Raw genomic sequence first — 18758 nt, forward strand, 5'->3', positions numbered from 1 at the left:
TCAATAAAAGGCTCAAATTTTCCATCGCACCCATAGAAGAAAAATTCTGTTACTTCCAAAAACGATGGGGCGTACACCAGCATTATTTACATATTGTAACAATCCCTTGTGTCCCCTGTCTAATACCAAGGTATGTAGCGCGATGAATTGACGTCCTTCCCTGTTTGCGTTCCAATAAACAGGGAATCAGCCAGTCAATCCAGTTCATCGCTTATCTAAATAGGACGTACAGTCTCAGGCATGCAAATGGGAAAAAAACTTTCGGCGAGCCTGCGTAAGGACCTATGGGAAATACTGTTTCCTGATAAGGCTTATCTGGAGCGCAAGCGTGAAAATCACCGTCTCATGCTGGCCATGCTGCATGCTGCCTGCGCCCTGTTTGGTTGCCTGATGTGGTTCTGGGATTATTTTATCGATCCCATAGGTGCACAAAACACCCTGGGTCTGCGTCTCATGCATGTAGTCTTGTTCTTGAATGTCATCAATGCGCTATGGCGCACGCGGCTGTGGCTGGCGCAGTTGACGGTCCTCACCACCGGTTTATTCATCGAATGGCTATTCATGGAAATTCTGAACCGTCTACATGGCGCCATGGAATATGGCATAGGCGGTTTCATGTTTTTTCTACTCATGCCTCTGGTGCTATTCCAGGGCATGGCGCTCAGCTTTGGCATAGTGTATGCAGTATGCGCCACCTTCATGCCCCATCTGTTTGCCTGGCTGGGCTTATTACATGATTTCCCCCATGTGCAATACGCCATCTTGTTATGGCCTGCCTGCGGTTTGTTCATTTTTACCAGCTGCGCTGCAGAATTGAATTACCTGCGCCGCTACCATTCTGAAAATCAGCATCGCAGGCGCAACAAGGAAGTTTTGCAACAAAAAGAGCTGCTGGAACAGCAACGTAGCGCACTGGAGCAATCCAACCAGGCATTGACACTGGCCTACCAATTACAGGAACAGCAACAAAGTGAGTTGACACGTTTTCTGGCAGTCGCCAGCCATGACTTGCGCCAGCCCATGCATGCCCTGAACCTGTACCTCGGGGCCTTATCGAATATAGATTTGCCCACGCAGGCGCGCAGCCTGTTAAACAATGTCAGGCATTGCACCGACATCATGGATGATATGTTTTTATCCTTGCTCGATGTTTCACGGCTGGACGCGCACATAGTCACGCCAACCATACAGAGCTTCCCCATCGCTGCGGTGCTCAGCAAGATCATCATAGAATTCACACCACAGGCACAAAACAAGCATCTGGAGTTTTACGTTCATACCAGCACTATCTGGGTAAAGACTGATGCCAGCCTGCTAGAGCAAATGTTGCGCAACCTGACCGCAAATGCGATACGCTATACCCACGCAGGTGCTGTCAAAATTATTTGCCAGGCAGAGGCCGACAAACTGTGCATCCATGTCACTGACACAGGTATTGGTATTTCTGCCTACCAGCAAAAAACCGTCTTTGAAGAATTCTTCCAGGTTGGTAACCAACATAAAGACAATAGCAAGGGCCTGGGTTTAGGGCTGGCCATCGTCAAGCGCTTGAGCAGCTTGCTCGACATCCCCGTCAGCCTACAATCGAAACTCAATGAAGGCAGTTGCTTTTCCATTAAAGTCCCTATGGCTGCGGCTGAAGAGATCCCAGCCCAGGAAAATCTCGATCCAAGTCAGCTCAGTGATGAATTACGTGACAGCTTGATCGTGGTCATTGATGATGAAAAGAGTATCTTGCTAGCGACCCAGGCGCTTCTGGAATTGTGGGGTTGCCAGGTTATTGCCGCAGCCTCTGGGCCAGAAGCCCTGAGCGCCTTGAGCAGCCTGAATAAAAGGCCAGATGCCTTGATCTGCGACTACCGTTTGTCTTCCAAAGAAAATGGCTGCGATGCCATCGCAGCCATACGCGAAGAATTCAACGATGACATACCAGCCTTGCTGGTAACAGGAGAAACCTCGGCAGAGCAAATCGGCACGCCACAAAGCCAGGATTTCCAGATTTTGCACAAACCCATGCAAGCTGAGGCCTTGAAAGCTGCCTTACTGGAATTATTGCGCCATAACCCGGGACTACCGGCTCTGGTATACGCTTCTGACTTTGACTAAGCCGAATACCTCTTAGTCGTGCTGATCGGGAGAATACAAACCCAGACGCCGTGCCGCCAATACGGCCTGGGTACGATTCACCACATTCAAGACCCGGAAGATGGAAGTCACATGCATTTTCACGGTGATTTCTGCCAATTCCAGGCGCAAGCCTATCTCCTTGTTGGACAAACCCTGGCACAGCAAGGTCAGGGTTTCTTGCTGCCTGGGGGTCAGGGCCAGCAAGGGCTCTTCTTTGTTGGCTTGCTTGCCACGCAAGGTGATCCAATTCGAATCCAGGCTTTCTTTTGCCAGTATCTTGCGCACGATCTCTGCCATGACATCGGTAGACACGGCCTTGGAAATAAAGGCTTTGGCCCCAGCCCGCAAGGCTGCATCGACTTCGCGCCTGTCTTCTGATGCAGAAATGACCACAATCGCGACATCAATATAGTTTTTGCGCAAAGAACTGATGGCTTCCACCCCATTCATGCCAGGCAATCCCAGATCCAGCAAAATCAGTCGCAAACCAGCATAGTGACCAGCTTGTGCCAATGCCTCTTCGGTAGAAGTCACTGCTGCCACCATACTGTCTCCCAGCATATGGCGCATGAATACCAACAAAGCATCACGATAAATCGGGTGATCTTCAATAATGAGTGCAGAAATTTTCATCTGGACCTGAGAGTGAAAGGGCAAAAATGAGCGGCAGGCACAAGTACGACCTTTAAAGGATGATAATTGATGGTATGTAGAATAGTGAAGCGGCTACTGCTTTCAGGCAAGCAAAAATTACAAGTTTATACTTGTCAGGCAATTTATGCTCATTGCCAGCCTCTTCTGGCTCAGTGACAATGACAAAAGTGTCTTTGTTTTCTTTGCATGAGCAGTTTGGCAAGGCAAAAACCATACAGCTAAATGCTCGCAACTATCCAAGCCCTTGATTTGACGTATAATTTATACTTTCTTGCGCCGATTTGAGATTCAGATTGCGGGCGCGTAATAAGTGCTGCTAAAAGGACGTCGCCCGATCCGCCTGCACACACAAGCTGATCGGGTTTTTGCATTTATGTGAGTAAACATCATGACTACGACCCTGCCTGTATCTGCCCTCGAAACCCGTTTGCGCGAGATTTTGCAAAAGCGCATCCTGATACTCGATGGTGCCATGGGTACCATGATACAGCGCTATAAACTGACCGAAGAAGATTATCGCGGCGAGCGTTTCAAGGACTTTAGCGGCCCGGAAACCGTGCGTGAACTCTTCGTCAAGGGCAATAATGAATTGCTGTCACTGACACAGCCGCATGTGATTGCCGAAATCCATGAACAATACCTGGCAGCCGGGGCCGACCTCATAGAAACCAATACCTTTGGTGCGACGACTGTCGCGCAAGATGATTACCACATGGCGCACCTGGCCTATGAGATGAATGTCGCCTCAGCCAAAATCGCGCGTGCTGCCTGCGATAAATATTCAACCCCGGACAAACCACGCTATGTGGCAGGTGCCTTGGGCCCTACGCCCAAGACCGCATCGATTTCACCGGATGTGAATGACCCTGCAGCGCGTAATGTCACCTTCGACCAACTGGTGGCAGCCTATCTGGAGCAAACCCGCGGCCTGGTCGAAGGTGGTGCGGATGTGCTGCTGGTCGAAACCATTTTCGATACACTGAACTGTAAAGCGGCGCTGTTCGCCATCGACCAGTTTTTTGAAGAAACCGGCACCCGCCTGCCCATCATGATCTCAGGCACGGTGACAGATGCATCTGGCCGTATCCTGTCAGGCCAGACCGTACCTGCATTCTGGAATTCTGTGCGTCATGCCAAGCCGCTGACAGTCGGCCTGAACTGCGCTCTTGGTGCTGCCCTGATGCGCCCGTATGCAGAAGAATTGTCGAAGATAGCCGACACCTTCGTTTGTATCTATCCAAATGCCGGTTTGCCCAACCCCATGAGCGATACCGGCTTTGATGAATTGCCAGCTGACACCTCAGCCCTGCTGAAAGAATTTGCCGAAGCCGGTTTCATCAATATCGCCGGGGGCTGTTGCGGTACCACGCCTGACCATATCAAGGCGATTGCCGACATCCTGCAAACCCGCACGCCACGCGATATCCCGACAGTACCGGCAGCGATGCGGCTGTCTGGCCTGGAGCCGTTCACGATTGATGAAACATCACTGTTCGTCAACGTTGGTGAGCGTACCAATGTCACCGGCTCGAAAGCTTTCGCCCGTCTGATCCTCAATGAGCAGTACGATGAAGCCCTGGCAGTCGCCCGCCAGCAAGTAGAAAACGGTGCGCAAGTCATCGACATCAATATGGATGAAGCCATGCTAGATTCACTGGCAGCGATGACACGCTTCCTGAACCTGATCGCATCCGAACCTGATATCGCGCGCGTACCCATCATGATCGATTCGTCGAAATGGACAGTCATCGAGGCAGGCCTGAAATGCGTGCAAGGCAAGGCTATCGTCAATTCAATTTCCATGAAAGAAGGCGAAGCAGAATTCCTGCGCCAGGCTACGCTGTGCAAGCGCTATGGTGCGGCTGTCATCGTCATGGCCTTCGATGAAAAAGGCCAGGCGGATACCTACGCGCGCAAGGTGGAAATTTGCGAACGTGCTTACCGCCTGCTGGTGGATAGCCTGGATTTTGATCCACAAGACATTATCTTTGACCCGAATATTTTTGCGGTCGCCACCGGTATTGAAGAACACAATAATTACGCTGTCGACTTTATTGAAGCGACGGCCTGGATACACAAGAACCTGCCCGGCGCCAAGATCAGCGGCGGTGTCTCCAACGTGAGTTTCTCTTTCCGCGGTAATGACCCGGCACGTGAAGCGATACACACGGTATTCCTGTACCACGCCATCAAGGCAGGCATGACCATGGGTATCGTCAATGCCGGTATGGTTGGTGTATATAGCGAGCTGGATGCTGAATTGCGCGAACGTGTCGAAGACGTGGTGCTGAACCGCCGCGAAGACGCGACCGAGCGCATGATAGAAATTGCTGCCACGCTCAAAGCCGGTGGCAAGAAAGAAGAAGCGACTCTGGAATGGCGTAACGAACCAGTAGAAAAACGTCTGTCACATGCGATGGTGCATGGCATCACCAACTGGATCGTCGAAGATACCGAAGAAGCACGTGCTGCCATCATGGACGCAGGTGGCCGCCCTATCCAGGTCATTGAAGGCCCGTTGATGGCAGGCATGAATATCGTTGGTGACTTGTTTGGCCAAGGCAAGATGTTCCTGCCACAGGTGGTGAAATCTGCCCGCGTCATGAAGCAGGCGGTCGCCCATCTTATCCCTTACATCGAAGAAGAAAAGAAGCGCAGTGGCGACAACAAGCCCAAGGGCAAGATCGTCATCGCCACTGTCAAGGGTGATGTGCATGACATAGGCAAGAACATCGTCACCGTGGTCTTGCAGTGTAATAATTTTGAAGTGGTCAACATGGGCGTGATGGTGCCCTGCTCAGAAATCCTGGCCAAAGCCAAGGCAGAAAATGCCGATATCATAGGCTTGTCAGGACTGATCACGCCATCTCTCGAAGAGATGGCCTATGTGGCCAAAGAGATGCAGCGTGACCCGCATTTCCGCATGCTTAAAATCCCGTTGCTGATCGGTGGCGCGACTACGAGCCGCGCCCATACTGCCGTCAAGATTGCACCCAATTATGAAGGTCCGGTAGTGTATGTCGCCGATGCCTCACGCTCAGTGTCTGTTGCACAATCACTGCTGACGCCGGAAAGCCGTGATCAATATATTGCAGACCTCGGCAGTGACTATGACCGCATCCGCACCCAGCATGCAAATAAAAAAGCCACGCCCATGGTCACGCTGGCGCAAGCCCGTGCAAATAAAATGAAAGTGGATTTCACCGGCAACAATGCGCCAGTCAAACCTAAATTCATAGGCCGTCGCCTGTTCAAGAATATTGATCTGGCGACGATAGCCAATTACATAGACTGGGGTCCGTTCTTTCAGACCTGGGACCTGGCTGGACCTTTTCCGGCGATACTGACCGATGAAGTCGTTGGAGAAGCGGCCACCAAGGTATTTGCCGAAGGCCAGGCCATGCTGAAGAAAATCATCGAAGGCCGCTGGCTAACGGCGAATGGCGTGGTATCCCTGCTGCCTGCCAATACCGTCAATGATGACGATATAGAAATCTATACCGACGACACCCGCAGCCAGGTTGCCCTGACTTATTACGGCACGCGTCAGCAAACCGAGAAACCCATCATTGACGGCGTCCAAAGACCCAACCAGTGCCTGTCAGATTTCATCGCACCAAAAGACAGCGGTATCAAGGACTATATAGGCATGTTCGCGGTGACTGCTGGCCTGGGTATAGAAAAGTATGAAAAGCGCTTTGAAGATGCGCATGATGACTACAGCAGCATCATGCTGAAGTCTTTGGCCGACCGTCTGGCCGAAGCCTTTGCCGAATACCTGCATGAGCGCGTGCGTAAAGACCTGTGGGGCTATGTCGCTGATGAGGCCTTAAGCAATGAAGACCTGATCAAGGAAAGCTATAAAGGCATACGCCCTGCGCCAGGCTACCCGGCTTGCCCGGAACATACGGTCAAGACCGAGATGTTCAAGCAGATGCAGTGTGAGGAGATAGAGATGTACATCACTGAATCATGGGCCATGATACCGGGTGCGGCAGTATCGGGCTTTTACTTTGCCCATCCTGAATCGAAGTATTTCAGCGTAGGCAAGATTGCCGATGACCAGGTCACTGATATGGCAGAACGCCGTGGTGTGCCCAAGGATGAAGTGGAACGCTGGCTGGCCCCAAATTTGTAAACCGGCCGCTATCTGCAATAAAGCTGCGCATACTGAGGTAGGCGCAGCTTTATTTTTTAATTTAACGATGTGCTTAATTAAGTCTGCAAGTCCGGCTAGTGGGCTGGACTTAGGCTGGTATTAACCCAATTCCTTAATCACCAGATTTGTCAATTCGCTGGCCACTGCCCCATCAAAACTTTCTTCCATCAAGCGCCACTTGAAGCTATTGCCCAGCTGCGCTTTTTTGTACACATTCAAGCGACGGTCTTTTTTGAATTCAACAACTTTAAGGGCAAGCTGTTGCATGATTTTATGGCGCTTTAATACGGTCTTGTCCTGCTTTTTCTTGGTAATTTCTACCGGCATTTCCTTGATGACAAACTCAGCAAGCTGCAGGCCAAATTCTTTTTCTTCTTTTGCATTAAACCAATTAAACATGGCATTCTTTCTACTGGTATCAGGTATCTCAGCTAGTGATCGGGATGTCACATGTTTATCACTGAAATGATTTGCCCAAGGGTGGAGATGATAATTGCCACGATTATACTGAATCTTGTCATAGACTCCTACCCTCATCCATGCCGCCAGTTCCATTCCCCTGGAAAGACTGCTGTCCCGATGGCCATGCCAGTACTTACTTTACATCGGCTTTCTCACCCAATAATTGCCGTTTCAGGCTATCCTGAACAGTATTTTCTCCCAGCCATAACTTCAGCAAGGCGTTATAAAACAAAGGCTCAGGCAAGTTACTCATGGTTTTTTGGCCATTAATCATGATCACCGTTCCCGTGTCCGGGAGCCAGTCTACTGTCAATTTGTCTCCCTTGCGAAACTCGGGCACTTTGGAAAACATTTCGCCTAATCGTACCATTTGATCAATGATCTTGCTTTTTTGCTCCTTGCTGACATTTTGCTTCATGCCCTCCATGAAATTCTGACCAAATTTTTCTGCGCTGATGTCGCGCAACATCACTATCTGCATACGCTTGGCCGTGGGTGAAGCCAGTATTTCAGCCGCCTGCTTGCTTTTCTCGCTCAGATACAAGGCCGCCACAAAGACTTGAAAAATTGCCTTGCTGCGTATACCAGCACCATTCAATTGCAGATCATGTTTATCCAGGCAAATTTTATCTTCCAGCATAACGCCAGCGATTTCAGTGGCTCCCAGCCCAGGTGTGGTGAAACTGGCCAGCAGGCCCAGTAATAACATGCACAAGCTTTTCTTCATCTTATCGCCCTTTGACACGCGCAAAATACGCATTCAATACACTAGTGTATTGAATGAATTTTGTCAAATGCATAGAGCAAAGCCGTGCTTGCCAAAAGGCCAAAAAAAACAGGGACCGTAGTCCCTGTTTTCTGGCGTGTTGCTTAAGTCTTACTGTGAAGTCTTAACAGCGAAGTCTTAGCAGCGATTACTTGAATACATAACCCAGGTTCAGACTGAATGCACGGCCATAAGCATTGTGCAGACTATCGTTGTAACCAGCTGTTGTGTAGCTGGAACTTGGATCGTATGGCGCTTTGGAATCGAAAGCGTTCAAGACTTTAAAGCCCAAAGTTACATCCTTGAAACCTTTGTAGGTATAGCCCAGATCAACTGTCGTCCAGCTGGCGACTGCGCAATCTGGTACATAAGTCAGGTACTTGGCTACGCCGCCCAGCGATGTTGCAGTCGCTGGTTGACCAGAACCGTAATGGCAATACGACACTGGATAAGTTTCTGCAGCATTGGTGTAACGCATCAGGGATACGCCGCCAACAAAGTTGATGGCACCGTTGACGGTATGCGCTTCTTTAGTCCAGGCAGAGGACAAAGTCGCACGCAGGCGTGGAATATCGCCAACACTGGTAGAGAAGTTAGAAACACTGCCACGTGTGCCGACCAGATTGGTTTCAGGATCACCCGGTTTTTCTGCACGACGGTATTCTATCGTGTAGGAAGTGCTCAGGCGTGTATCCAGTTTGCCATTGGCACCCAGGTTGTTACGCATAGCCAGTTCGATATCCAGGCCACTAACTACTGTACTACCCTGGTTAACATAGTTACGCAACAGAGAAATCAACGGGCCGGAATTTGGCACGACATTACCATTCTTGTCTTTGACAAAATTGACAGGATTAGTGTCACGGATCACGGTACCTGGATATTGATCCGGGTTGTTCAGTATCAGTGTCGATGACAGGGAGGCCACTTCATCTTCCTTGCGGATGTTGTAGTAGTCAACCAGGATGTCAAAATCACGGGTAGGTGACAAGACCAAGCCCAGAGAGAAGCTTCTGGATGTTTCTGGCTTCAGTTTGGCATTTTGCTGTATCAGAGTGGAGATGCTTTTCGAGCAATCTGTATTGTCAGCGCCTGTCAGTGGCACTTTACCATCAGGGCAACGAACTGGATCAACCAGGTTGTTCAGGAAAGTCTGGGTACCACCTGCAGTTACTTGCACCAGTGCCGGAGCACGGAAACCTTGCGCATAGGTGGAGCGGAAAGCCAGGGAATCATTGACTGTCCATTTTGCGCCCACTTTTGGTACAAAATTGGTTTTGAAACTAGGGTATTTGTCGACACGGCCGGCAAAATCCATTTCAAAGTTTTTCAGGAAAGGTGTACGAACTTCAAAGAAAGCCGAACTGACATTACGCTGACCTTGGATAAACTGGTTAGCCAAACCCAGGACCTGGCCAGAGCTGGTCAGATTATCTGGTGTCAATGTCATTTTTTCCTGACGGAATTCAAAACCGGAGGCGAAGCCTATGGCACCACCTGGCAAGTTACCAAATTCTGTGCTGGCCTTGAAATCAGCCTGGGCGATTTCTGCAACGCCAACGCTCTTCAACTGACGGCTCAGGTTAGGTTGTTTGGCAACATCGGCCAAAGACATGTTTTGGCTGATCAGCTTTTGAATTTCTGGTATCAGCAAAAAGCCATTGGAAATATCTGTACGCTCGGAACGGTTCCACAATACGCCGGTTTCCCAGTCCCAAGTCTTGAAACTGCCTTTCAAACCAGAAGCGAAACGCAGGGATTCATTGCTCGTCGTAGAACCACCTGGGATGTTTTCAAAACGATAGACTACGGCAGCCCTGTCCTTAGGGAAAGGATTATCCGGATGGCCTACCGGCAAGATAGCCTGAAAGGATGTGCCTGCACCAGACAAGGCAAATGCAGTAGCTGGGGTACGGCCATCGATAGTACGGGGAGCACCCGTGTAATCACGGTCAGATTTGGTGTAAGCCACTTCAGCAAAAGCGGACAGAGTATCGTTGATCTGATACATGCCACGTGACATCAGGCTGACGTCCTGGGCGGCGCCCTGTACTTCATTGAAGTCGTTCAGGTTGTAATTACAGAACTGACGGCCATACAGTGCGCTGGTAGGCAGAATATTGTATTGGTCACCACCAGTTACCAGATGGGAAGGATCGCAATTGGTACGGTTGATGACGTTAGCATCATTGAGGGAGAAGAAAGTCTTGCTGCCTGGACTACGTTCACGGTAGAAGAAAGGCTGGTTACTGGCGAAGCTGGAGTAAGCAGACAAGCGGCTATTGAGCACGGTATACAAGTCTTTTTCTACGTCGTTGGCATCCTTGATGGCAACGCGGTCACGCTTGGAAACTTCTGCACTGACTGTGATGTTATAACCATCTTGCGCATAGTTACCAAAACCACCGAAACCGCTCAAACTTTTTTTCTTGAACTGTCTGTCATCATTGGCACCCATGCTGGCATTCATCTGGAAGCCCTGGAAATCGCTCTTGGTGATAAAGTTAATCACACCGGCGATCGCATCAGAGCCATACACAGCAGATGCACCGTCCTTGAATATCTCTACGCGCTCCAGCATGGACAAAGGAATGCTGTTGATATCGTACAGTGTGGACTGGCCTTGATTAGGATTGGCATAAGCCGATGGCGTCATGCGACGGCCATTCAACAAAATCAGGGTAGAACTGGAACCCAGGCCACGCAGGGACGCTGTTGCCACGCCACGGGAAAAACCGCCGTCAACCGCATCAAATGCGCCACCAGTGCCCAGGGCCGGAATAGTACGCAGCAATTCTGCTACCGTAGTCGCACCACTTTGGCTGATATCTTTTGCAGTCAAAGTCTGGATAGGAGAAGTACCTTCTTTGTCAGTACGCTTGATGTGCGAACCAGTCACTTCAATTTTTTGAATTTTTTCTGCAGGATCTGTAGCGACTGTCTGCGCTTGTGCGCTCATCATCATGCTGCCGGATAACACTGCCAATGCCAGTTTGACGGCATAAGCACATTTCTTCTCTTGGTAATACATCCAAAAATCTCCTTGGTGAATCATGAACAGGTTCAAAAGCGAAAAAGGGTAGATACGGCAAACTTAGTTGAACTGCACTGCCTTATCGTGGTCGAACCAGAGCCTTGCATAAACAAAGATGCATGCCGTTTTGTCAAAAGCACTACATTTTTGACAGCCTGATGTATACATGCGAGTTGTTACACTTTGTTTCATGCCTGTATGATCCCACTTCATTTTCATTACCGTCCAATGAGAATTTAAGGAAAAAGTATATAATTATCGTTATGATTGATACCTTACCCATAGAAAAGTATTTCGCCCGACAACTCAAGATCAAGCACTTACGCTTGCTCGTGGAACTGGCTGACAAGCAGACAGTTGCTCAGGTTGCGGCAACTTTGCACGTCAGCCAGCCAGCCGTTTCCAAGATGCTGGGAGAAATGGAAGAAGGGATAGGTGTCAAATTATTTGAACGCGCTGGCCGTGGTATAAAACCAACACCTTCTGGCGAATGTCTGATCCGACATGCCAGAGAAGTCTTATTTAACTTGCAAAAAGCCCATCAGGAGATGCGTTCCCTGGCCACAGGCACGGTAGGCAAGGTAAGCGTAGGTATTTTGAGCGTGGTCTCTACCACTATCATTCCCAAGGCAGTCAAGATACTCAAGGCCAGTTGGCCCAATGTCACCTTATGCATCATGGATGGCACGGTAGACCAGCAATTACAGGATCTGCGCGAAGGCAAGATAGACCTCATCATAGGCCGGGTATTTTCAGAACGTGCAGCCGAACATTTGCAAGAAGAAGTCTTGTATGACGACCCACTGGTCATTGTCACTTCCGCCAAAAACCCTTTGGCACGTCGCGATAACCTGACCTGGAAAGACTTGAATAACCTGCCCTGGATCTTGTCAGTCGAAGAATCGCCAACGCACCAGCGCATGATTAATCTGCTGGCCAAAAATGGCTTGAGCAAGCCCACCGATGTCATAGAGTCAGTCTCGAGGTCCGTCAATGTGCCCTTGCTGATGGAACCGCCACGCCTGGGTTTATTGTCACTTTCCGCTGCCCGCCAACTGGTTGCGGAAGGGGTCTTGCAGATTTTGCCGCTGAATCTGGGTCACCTGCCCAGCCCGGTCGGCATGATATGGAACAAGACCCGGCCTTTGTCACATGCAGCCATGACTTTCCAGGATTGCATACGCCAGGCATCCTTATCTTATAAAAACATGCTGATCAGCTGATTTTTGCACGAATTTATATCGCCCACGCATGGAAAGCCAGGCATGAACCTGCTTGGCTGATTTACAATATGGCCAGTTTCTTCGCCTGGACATTCAATGCAAACAGATCACTTAGCGTATGGTTCAGATCAGTCAGGACTGATCTGTGGCTATGTTTTTGCACCCGGCCAGCCAGGCAAGCCCCTGTACACCAAGGAAGCAGTGGAATGGCTAGAGTCCAGGCATAGCGCCAGGGATGACTCTTTCATCTGGTTGCATTTCAATTTATCAAATGTCACCGCAGAAAAATGGCTGCATGAACATGCCGCACTGCCTGAGGAATTTTTCGATACCCTGCATGAAGGCTCACGCTCCACCCGCATAGAACATGCCGACCACAGCCTGATCGCCGTGGTCAATGATGTCTTGCATGACTTTGCCTTTGAAGCTTCCGACATTGCCACCCTATGGCTGAATGTCAGCAGCAATGTCATGATCAGTGCCAGGCGCAAACCCCTGCAATCAGTGGACAGGTTGCGCAATGCCGTCAACCAGGGTGAACATTTCAGTTCACCGACAGAATTGCTGACCCATTTATTGCGTGACCAGGCCGATGTCTTGATAGGCATAGTGCGCAATGTCATCAAAAAGATCGATGATATCGAAGACAATTTGCTGGCGGACCGCCTGAATCATAAACGGGCCAACCTGGGTGAATTGCGCCGTGTACTGGTGCGCCTGCAAAGACTGCTGGCCCCTGAGCCTGCTGCCCTGTTCCGCCTGCTGCAAAGACCACCAGTCTGGGTGGCCGAGCGTGATGTGCAGGAACTGCGTCAATCGACGGAAGAATTTGCCGTGGTCCTGAGCGACATGGCTTCGCTGCAAGAGCGTATCAAGCTATTGCAGGAAGAAATTGCCGCCAGCGTCAATGAACAAAATAATCGCTCTCTCTTCGTGTTGACGATAGTGACCGTACTGGCCCTGCCCATCAATATCATCGCCGGTCTGCTGGGCATGAATGTTGGTGGCATTCCTTTGGCCCAGCATGAAAATGGTTTCTGGATCGTGGTCGCCATCGTCGCCAGCTTTACAGCGATTGCAGGCTGGCTGGCATTCAGGAAAAACCGTCATGATTGATCATCATCAGACATCACCCATCTCCTACCCACCTTGTCAGGAATAAGCCATGAGCAAACTTTCATTCAATCAGGGATCACCGCAATTCATCCCGCTATCGACTTACCAGGCTTACCCGGAAACCGAGATGCTGGAGCGTGCACAAAGCTTTTATCAGGACATGAAGCGCCGCAAGACCATACGTGAATTCTCTGATCGCCCGGTACCGCGTGCAGTCATAGAAACTTGTTTGCTGACTGCAGGTACTGCCCCTTCTGGTGCCAATCACCAGCCCTGGCATTTTGCCGTGGTCACTGACACAGCACTGAAACACAAGATACGCATAGAAGCCGAAATAGAAGAGCGCGAATTTTATGACAGGCGTGCCCCGCAGGAATGGAAAGACGCACTGGCACCGCTGGGGACAGATGCTGACAAACCTTTCCTGGAAACCGCCCCCTATCTGATCGCCATCTTTGGACAAAAAGCCACGCTGATGGATGATGGCAGTGCCGTTAAAAATTACTATGTGCCCGAATCAGTATCCATAGCCACAGGCTTCTTGATCTCTGCCCTGCACCAAGCTGGCCTGGCGACGCTCACGCATACACCCAGCCCCATGGGCTTCCTGAATCAGTTATTACAAAGACCAGACAATGAAAAACCCTATATCCTGCTGGTAGTAGGGTATCCGGCCGAGCATTGCATGGTGCCTAATATACAGAAGAAGCCCCTGAACCAGATTGCCAGTTTTTTCTGATCGCCAGCCCGACTTTCCCTGGTTCACGTGAAGAGGTACCCTATGCGCCAATTCTTATCGACTTTACTCATCGTCAGCAGCCTTTTGCTGGTCCATCAGGCACAGGCAGCGGATGAACAGGCTGAACTGGTCAGGCAAGTCATGCAAACTGAGGCCGCTTTCGCCAAAACCATGGAGGCACGCGACCACAAGGCTTTCACCGAATTCCTGGCTGAGGAAAGTGTTTTTTTTTCCAGCAAAAAAGTCTTGCATGGCAAACAGGAAGTGGCGGCAGCCTGGAAGCGTTTTTATAACGATCCTGTTCCACCTTTTTCCTGGGCACCGGAAACCGTAGAAGTCTTAAGTTCGGGCAAGCTGGCACTCAGCAGTGGGCCGGTACGTGATCCTCAGGGCAAGCTGATTGCTACCTTTACCTCGATCTGGCGACAAGACAGCCCTGGTGTCTGGCATATCATTTTTGACAAAGGCAATGATGTCTGTGATTGTGCGAAACCTTAATTAAAGTAGCTAGAGTAGATAAGGCAGAGCAAAACCGGTTCTAATTGGCCAATATTTCACCAATTTTGGCAAGAATAAGAAGTAGATAGGACGTAAACCCCACAGTCGACCTGAATTCTGCCAGGATGGATGAAAAGCTGATGTAACATGGAATCAGATATGGCTTGTGGCCGGATGGTACACATACGCTAAGATTGCAGATTTTTTTGCTCAAAAGTCGCATTTCCAGAAACCGGTGTCATGACTGATCTTCATACACAGTTTATTGAGCTGAGCCAGCTACGTATAGGCATGTTTGTCTATCTTGACGTGGGCTGGATGGATCATCCCTTTCCTGTTTCCAATTTCAAGATCAGCAACGAGTCACAAATCGAGACCATACGTTCGCTGGGCCTGGAACGTATACGCTATGCACCAGAGAAAAGTAGCCCGGAAGCCAGCCCCATAGCCAGTGATAGCCAGCATCCACAGGAAACCAAAGTCACGGAAAGTCCGGGTGTTTTTGCCGCCAGACAAAGGCGGGAATTACTCGCCAACCAGCAAGCCAGTTTGCAGGTGTGCGAGCGACAATTCAGCCATGCTGCCCTCACCTTCAAGCAAGTCACAGAACTGGTCCATTCTCAACCAGCGCAAGCCAGGGAATTGACCGAGCAATTGATACAAGGTTTTCTTGGCCATATCCTGGGTGAAGATGAGGCGGCAATACGGCTGTTATCGGAAAAAGCCGGTGAAAAAACCTCGCTGCACTCCATCAACGTGACTGTCATCTCACTCTTGCTGGGACGTGCCCTGCATTTATGCAAGGCCGACATGCTGGACCTGGGTGTGGCCACCATGCTGCATGACATAGGCAAGATGGAATTACCCGACCGGCTGCGCTGGCAAGACGAGCATTTCAACCATGCAGAGCGCCAGCTTTACCATGAGCATGTGCTGCATAGTCTGACACTGGCGCGCAAGATGGGTTTATCGGCCAATGTATTGCTGGCGATTGCCCAGCATCATGAGCATGCAGATGGTAGCGGTTATCCCAGCCATGTACTGGGCGACAAGCTGGGTGCCATCAGCCGTATCGTCGCCCTGGTCAATCATTACGATAATCTGTGCAACCCCGCCAATCCAGCTTTTGCCATTACCCCGCATGAAGCCTTGTCGCAGATTTTTACCCAGCACAAACCGCGCTTTCATACCCCCACCCTGACTGCCTTCATACGCATGATGGGGATTTATCCTCCTGGTTCAGTGGTGCAACTGACCGATGAGCGCTATGCCATGGTGGTCTCGGTCAATTCGGCACGACCGATCAAGCCCAAGGTAGTCATCCACAATTCTGCCGTACCACGCGAAGAAGCCCTGGTCATCAATCTGGAACATGAAGCTACCCTGTGCATACACCGCAGCCTGAAACCGCTGCAATTACCCAAGGCGGCTTATGACTATCTGTCGCCACGCAAACGCCTCTGCTATTTCTTTGAGCGCGGGCTGGAGGCCGAACAACGCACTGACGATGGAGTAGCTGCATGAAGGCCCATCCCTGGCAATCGCTGATTGAGGGCTTGCTGGAAGCGATCATCCTGGTTGACCCCATACAGTTACGCATAGTCGCAGCCAACCAGGCTATCCATCATTTACTGCAAGTTTCCTCCGGCAGTCTGCTGGGCAAGGGCATCATCGATCTGGCAGCAGCACCTGAAGATGTGTTTTTCTGGGAAGACGTCGCCGCTGGCTTGTCCCAAAATATTCATTCCGAAACCATGCTGAAACGTGCCGATGGCGGCATCGTCCAGGTAGAAAGAAGGGTTACCCTGGTCAGGATGGGTCTGGACAGTTCTGTCTATGTGGTCGCCATCAATGACCACTCCAACCAGAGACAGGTTGAAAATGAACTGGAAAAACTGATCGCCGAGTTGCGGGCCACCCTGGAATCCACTGCGGACGGCATCCTGGTAACCGACCTTGATGGCGCAATACGCAGCTATAACCACTTGTTTGCCGAGTTATGGGGCTTGCCTGATGACTTGCTGACCCAGCGCGATGACAGGGCGATATATGGCTGGATGGACAAATGCATGCGGGATGCCCATCAATATGAGGAACGCCTGGGCACCATCAGCCGTTCACCCTTGATGGAAGCCACCGATGTCTTGACCCTGCGCTCAGGCAAGACGCTGGAAAGAGTCACCCTGCCGCAGTACGCCCGTGGCCGCCCTATAGGTCGCGTGTATTCTTACCGAGACATTACCCAGCGCCTGGCTGACGAAGCCCGCTTGCGCCTGGCGGCCAAGGTATTTGAATCGAGTACGGATGCAATCTTCATTACCGATGCCGAACAAAAAATAGTCACCACCAACCCCAGTTTCGAGCGCCTCAGCAGTTATACCGAACAAGAAATGCTGGGCAAGACACCGCGGGAATTTTTTTCAGAAGAAGGCAATACCGCCCAGGTGGAAAACTTGCTGAAAGAACTGGACAATTTGGGTTTCTGGGAAGGTGAATTGTGGAACAGGCGTAAGAATGGCCATGCCTATCTGTGCATGATCTCCCTGGTCAAGGTCCAGGATGAATTTGGGGCAGCGCTGAATTACATAGGTTTTTTCAAGGACAGGACAGAAACCCATACAGCCAAGCAAAGAATCGAAGAACTGGCTTTCCTGGACGTGCTGACCGGCTTGCCCAACCGATTGTTACTGGAAGAGCGCATACGGCAGGCGATTACTTTATCCAGCCGGAATAACTCCAGCTTTGCCCTGCTCTTCCTTGACCTCGATCATTTCAAGCAAATCAATGATTCCCTGGGCCACCCCTTTGGGGATCGCGTCTTACAGCAAGTAACCGAGCGCTTGAAAAAATGCATACGCCAGGTTGATACGGCAGCACGCCTGGGTGGCGATGAATTTGTCTTGCTCTTGCATGAAGCCAATGCCGAAGGTGCAGAAATCTGTGCCAGGAGGGTGCTGGAAGAATTGTCCTCCCCATTCTCTTTGGATGGCATGCATTTCACCGTCACTGCCAGCATAGGCATAGCCCTGTATCCCGATGACGGTAACAGCATGGCGGACCTCATCAAGAATGCCGATAGCGCCATGTACCATGTCAAGGAGAGAGGCCGTTCTGACTTCCGCTTTTACCAGCGCCAGATGAATATAGGCTTGCTGTCACGCATGAAGCTCGATCATGCCATGCGCCAGGCCCTGGAAAACCAGTTATTCCGCTTGCATTACCAACCTCAGGTGGAACTGGCAAGCGGCAAATTGCTGGGGGTAGAAGCCTTGCTGCGCTGGACCGATAAAGACCTCGGTGAAGTCAGCCCGGTGCAGTTCATCCCGGTGGCAGAAGAATCCGGCGTCATTGTCCCCATAGGTAACTGGGTCTTGCAAACCGCAATACAACAGGCCGCCGCATGGAATCACGGTGGCAAGAGCATGCGTGTGGCCATCAATGTCTCGGCCCTGCAATTCCAGCAAGCCAATTTTGTCGAGAGTATCGCAGCGGCCTTGCATGAACATGACTTGCTACCCCAGTGCATAGAACTGGAATTGACAGAATCCATACTCATCAAGGATGTCGAAGATACCTTGAAAAAACTGGAGTCGCTGGCAGCCCTGGGTGTCAAGCTGGCCATCGACGACTTTGGTACTGGCTATTCCAGTCTCAGCTACCTGAAACGCTTTCCCATCTATAAACTCAAGATAGACCGCTCTTTCGTCGGTGACTTGCCTGGTGATGAAAGCGATGTCGCCATCGTCACTGCCATTATCCACCTGGCGCACGCCCTCAAATTGCGTGTCATTGCCGAAGGGGTAGAAACCGAAAAACAGCGCGAATTCCTGCAGCAGCAACGTTGCGATGAAATCCAGGGTTATTTGTTTTCACCAGCCATGTCGGCGCAAGAATTTGAGCAACTGTATTTACGCTGAAAAAAACGCCGCATAAAAATGCGGCGCGAGAGGATGGTCCTTAGCGAGCCATCAATGAAGTCA

Annotated in this window: 12 protein-coding genes; 8 read left to right on the forward strand and 4 right to left on the reverse strand. The window is 50.5% G+C overall.

The features are described 5' to 3' along the window. The first annotated feature begins 246 nt into the window (after positions 1-246). Positions 247-2106, forward strand: coding sequence for a hybrid sensor histidine kinase/response regulator (locus ACO0LC_RS00075; protein WP_422999371.1), 1860 nt, complete (start codon positions 247-249; stop codon positions 2104-2106). Positions 2107-2118: 12 nt separating this feature from the next. Here ACO0LC_RS00075 and ACO0LC_RS00080 read toward each other — a convergent pair whose 3' ends face one another. Then, entirely contained in the window at positions 2119-2760 is a 642-nt protein-coding gene (locus ACO0LC_RS00080) for a response regulator (protein ID WP_422999373.1), read from the reverse strand. A 409-nt stretch (positions 2761-3169) separates the two neighbouring features. Here ACO0LC_RS00080 and metH point away from each other — a divergent pair, with 409 nt between their 5' ends. Continuing rightward, entirely contained in the window at positions 3170-6919 is a 3750-nt protein-coding gene (gene metH / locus ACO0LC_RS00085; protein WP_422999375.1) for a methionine synthase, read from the forward strand. 120 nt (positions 6920-7039) lie between these two features. Here metH and ACO0LC_RS00090 read toward each other — a convergent pair whose 3' ends face one another. The 3 genes from ACO0LC_RS00090 to ACO0LC_RS00100 form a co-directional block, all read right to left on the reverse strand. Further along, on the reverse strand, positions 7040-7495 hold the full coding sequence (locus tag ACO0LC_RS00090; RefSeq protein WP_422999377.1) for a hypothetical protein: 456 nt from the start codon (positions 7493-7495) through the stop codon (positions 7040-7042). Between the two features lie 40 nt (positions 7496-7535). After that, entirely contained in the window at positions 7536-8129 is a 594-nt protein-coding gene (locus tag ACO0LC_RS00095) for a chalcone isomerase family protein (RefSeq protein WP_422999379.1), read from the reverse strand. 187 nt (positions 8130-8316) lie between these two features. Then, positions 8317-11199 carry a TonB-dependent receptor plug domain-containing protein gene (locus tag ACO0LC_RS00100; RefSeq protein ID WP_422999381.1) on the reverse strand — a complete coding sequence of 961 codons (2883 nt, stop codon included), beginning with the start codon at positions 11197-11199 and terminating at the stop codon, positions 8317-8319. Between the two features lie 266 nt (positions 11200-11465). Here ACO0LC_RS00100 and ACO0LC_RS00105 point away from each other — a divergent pair, with 266 nt between their 5' ends. From ACO0LC_RS00105 to ACO0LC_RS00130, 6 genes are all read left to right on the forward strand, one after another. After that, a complete protein-coding gene (locus ACO0LC_RS00105; protein ID WP_422999383.1) occupies positions 11466-12425 on the forward strand; it encodes a LysR family transcriptional regulator in 960 nt (319 codons plus the stop codon). 96 nt (positions 12426-12521) lie between these two features. Beyond that, positions 12522-13541, forward strand: coding sequence for a transporter (locus tag ACO0LC_RS00110; protein WP_422999385.1), 1020 nt, complete (start codon positions 12522-12524; stop codon positions 13539-13541). 49 nt (positions 13542-13590) lie between these two features. Further along, positions 13591-14280 carry a nitroreductase family protein gene (locus ACO0LC_RS00115; RefSeq protein ID WP_422999387.1) on the forward strand — a complete coding sequence of 230 codons (690 nt, stop codon included), beginning with the start codon at positions 13591-13593 and terminating at the stop codon, positions 14278-14280. Positions 14281-14322: 42 nt separating this feature from the next. Continuing rightward, positions 14323-14778, forward strand: coding sequence for a YybH family protein (locus tag ACO0LC_RS00120; protein ID WP_422999389.1), 456 nt, complete (start codon positions 14323-14325; stop codon positions 14776-14778). A 240-nt stretch (positions 14779-15018) separates the two neighbouring features. Then, entirely contained in the window at positions 15019-16302 is a 1284-nt protein-coding gene (locus ACO0LC_RS00125; protein WP_422999391.1) for an HD-GYP domain-containing protein, read from the forward strand. Continuing rightward, positions 16299-18695, forward strand: a complete 2397-nt coding sequence (locus tag ACO0LC_RS00130; RefSeq protein WP_422999393.1) for a sensor domain-containing protein — start codon at positions 16299-16301, stop codon at positions 18693-18695. The genes ACO0LC_RS00125 and ACO0LC_RS00130 overlap by 4 nt, the downstream gene beginning before the upstream one ends. Positions 18696-18758: the final 63 nt, after the last annotated feature.

Origin of the sequence: Undibacterium sp. JH2W (assembly GCF_049340425.1) — a bacterium.
In the GTDB taxonomy this organism is placed as follows: Bacteria; Pseudomonadota; Gammaproteobacteria; order Burkholderiales; family Burkholderiaceae_D; genus Undibacterium.

Bases quoted from the DNA above. Each gene is read 5' to 3' on its own strand.
- ACO0LC_RS00075 (WP_422999371.1), top strand. From the start codon at position 247: ATGGGAAAAAAACTTTCGGCGAGCCTGCGTAAGGACCTATGGGAAATA.
- ACO0LC_RS00080 (WP_422999373.1), bottom strand. From the start codon at position 2,760: ATGAAAATTTCTGCACTCATTATTGAAGATCACCCGATTTATCGTGAT.
- metH (WP_422999375.1), top strand. From the start codon at position 3,170: ATGACTACGACCCTGCCTGTATCTGCCCTCGAAACCCGTTTGCGCGAG.
- ACO0LC_RS00090 (WP_422999377.1), bottom strand. From the start codon at position 7,495: ATGGAACTGGCGGCATGGATGAGGGTAGGAGTCTATGACAAGATTCAG.
- ACO0LC_RS00095 (WP_422999379.1), bottom strand. From the start codon at position 8,129: ATGAAGAAAAGCTTGTGCATGTTATTACTGGGCCTGCTGGCCAGTTTC.
- ACO0LC_RS00100 (WP_422999381.1), bottom strand. From the start codon at position 11,199: ATGTATTACCAAGAGAAGAAATGTGCTTATGCCGTCAAACTGGCATTG.
- ACO0LC_RS00105 (WP_422999383.1), top strand. From the start codon at position 11,466: ATGATTGATACCTTACCCATAGAAAAGTATTTCGCCCGACAACTCAAG.
- ACO0LC_RS00110 (WP_422999385.1), top strand. From the start codon at position 12,522: ATGCAAACAGATCACTTAGCGTATGGTTCAGATCAGTCAGGACTGATC.
- ACO0LC_RS00115 (WP_422999387.1), top strand. From the start codon at position 13,591: ATGAGCAAACTTTCATTCAATCAGGGATCACCGCAATTCATCCCGCTA.
- ACO0LC_RS00120 (WP_422999389.1), top strand. From the start codon at position 14,323: ATGCGCCAATTCTTATCGACTTTACTCATCGTCAGCAGCCTTTTGCTG.
- ACO0LC_RS00125 (WP_422999391.1), top strand. From the start codon at position 15,019: ATGACTGATCTTCATACACAGTTTATTGAGCTGAGCCAGCTACGTATA.
- ACO0LC_RS00130 (WP_422999393.1), top strand. From the start codon at position 16,299: ATGAAGGCCCATCCCTGGCAATCGCTGATTGAGGGCTTGCTGGAAGCG.